This is a genomic window from Amycolatopsis thailandensis (assembly GCF_002234405.1).
Lineage (GTDB): Bacteria > Actinomycetota > Actinomycetes > Mycobacteriales > Pseudonocardiaceae > Amycolatopsis > Amycolatopsis thailandensis.
This window is the reverse complement of the sequence record NZ_NMQT01000308.1, coordinates 1-2,159: the sequence shown is the minus strand read 5'-3', so window position 1 is coordinate 2,159 and position 2,159 is coordinate 1. Positions and strand designations below refer to the sequence as shown.

The following is a 2,159-nucleotide window of genomic DNA, read 5'->3' as shown; positions in this document are numbered from 1 at the left end:
GGGCCGGTCGATCTTGCCGGTCACCGGATTGACCGGCAGGCTGCCGAGCACGCGGACCGCGGCCGGGCGCATCGCCGCGGTGAGCCGGTCCCGGCCGAGTTCGTCCACATCGGACGGTGCGGACGCCGGTGCCACGAAGGCCACCAGCCGGGTGCCCGCGGGCCCGGGGACGGCCTCCACGGCGGCGGCGTCGACGTCCGGATGACTCGTGAGCGCGGCCTCCACCTCGCCAAGCTCGATCCGCTGGCCGCGGACCTTCACCTGCCGGTCGGCGCGGCCGGCGAACTCGAGACGGCCGTCGGGCAGCTCGCGGGCCAGGTCGCCGGTGCGGTAGAGCCGTTCCCCCGGCGTGATCGGGTCGTCGACGAACTTCGCGGCGGTCAGCTCCGGGCTGCCGAGGTAGCCGTGCGCGAGGCCCGGGCCGCCGACGAGCAGCTCGCCGACCTCGCCGGGCGCGACCGGCCGCAGTTCGGCGTCCACGACGTACGCCCGGTGGTTCGGCGTCGGGCGGCCGAGCGGCAGCGGGTCGGCGGGGAGGCCGGTGACTTCGTCGGTCACGACCACCACGGTGGTCTCGGTCGGGCCGTAGACGTGGAAGAACCGTCGTCCCGGCAGCCAGCGCGCGGCGAGGTCCGCGGGCACCGGCTCGCCACCGCAGGCGACGACGCGCCAGCCGGGAACGGCCGCGGGGTCGACCATGGACAGCAACGTCGGCGTGACGAAGCCCCACTCGACGTCGTGCTCGACGAGGAACCGCCGCAGCCGTTCGGGGTCGGCCCGGTCGGCGGCACCGGCGAGCTGCACCGATCCGCCGTGCGCCAGCGGGACGAACACGTCCATGGTGAACGCGTCGAAGGCGAGCGAGGAGATGCCGAGCGTCCGGGTGCCGGGCCGGATGTCGAGGGCGGCGGCGAACCCGGTGACGAACGCGACCACGTTGCGGTGACTGGTCAGCACTCCCTTGGGGCGGCCCGTGGAGCCGGAGGTGTAAAGAAGGTGGACGAGGTCGTCCGGCCCGGCGGGACACTCGGCGGGCCCGTCCGCGGGCGGGGGTACGTCGAGCGCCTCGATGCCTTCCGTGGCACCGAATTCGGCCAGCGCGCGGTCACCGACGACGAGGGACAGCCCGGCGTCCGCGGCGATTTCGGCCAGTCGCGCCTTCGGGCCGCCGGGTTCGAGCGGCACGTAGGCGGCCCCGGACAGCAGCACGCCCACGACGGTCGAGATCAGTTCCGGTCGCCGATCGGCGCAGACGCCGACGCGGGTGCCGGGTCCGGCACCCCGGGCCCGCAGCAGCCGGGCGACGCCGGTCGCCGACGCGACCAGTTCGCGATAGGTGAGCCGGACGTCACCCTGCCGGACGGCGACGGCGTCCGGGGTGCGCGCGGCCTGGGCGAGGATCAGCCCGGTGACCGTGGCGTCCGGATAGGACAGTGGCGGGCCGTGGCCGCCCATGACGGGCAAGGTGTCGGTCACCGGGGGCTCCCGTGGTCGGAGGTGTGCAGTGGGTCGATCCAGTGCCGTTCCCGCTGGAACGGATAACCCGGCAACGGGACGCGGCCTGGTTCGCCACCCGAGTCCCACTCGATCTCGCCGCCTTCGACCCAGCGGACGGCCAGATCTCGCTCCGCGCTGGGAGGACCTTCGACGTCGGTTCCCTTCGCCAGCAGCGCGTCGAGCGCGGCGATCGCCGACGTGACCGAGTCCGCCACCACGGCGGCGCGGCACGTGAACGCCCGCCGGACCGAAAGCGTGTACGCCGTGTCCCCGAGGTCCGGCGCGTCCGCGGCGAGCCGATCGCGCAGCCGGGAAACCGTCTCGCGCAGTGCTTTCGCGTCTCGCGCGGACAGCGGCAGGACGAACGGACCGCTCTCCGCCTGCCGTGGTGGGACGGCGGGAGCCTCCTCCACGATCACGTGAACGTTCGTGCCGCCCATGCCGAATGAGCTGACCCCGGCCACCCGCCGCTCCCCGGCGGGCCAGTCGGTGGCCTTCGCCGGGACGTACCAGGGACCGCCCGCCAGGTCGACCTCCGGATGCGGGGCCGTGAAGTGCAGACTCGGCGGGATGACGCCGTGCCGCACGGACAACACGGCCTTGATCAGCCCGGCGACGCCCGCCGCCGCGTCGAGGTGCCCGATGTTCGTCTTCACCGAGCC

General features: G+C 74.3%; 2 protein-coding genes. Both read right to left on the bottom strand.

From position 1 onward, the window contains the following. Positions 1-1,476: amino acid adenylation domain-containing protein (locus tag CFP71_RS42515; RefSeq protein ID WP_143267312.1), on the bottom strand; the 1,476-nt coding region annotated here is incomplete at its 3' end. After that, positions 1,473-2,159 (bottom strand): ketoacyl-synthetase C-terminal extension domain-containing protein (locus tag CFP71_RS42510; protein ID WP_279629275.1); only part of this gene is annotated, 687 nt, incomplete at its 5' end. The genes CFP71_RS42510 and CFP71_RS42515, both read right to left, overlap by 4 nt.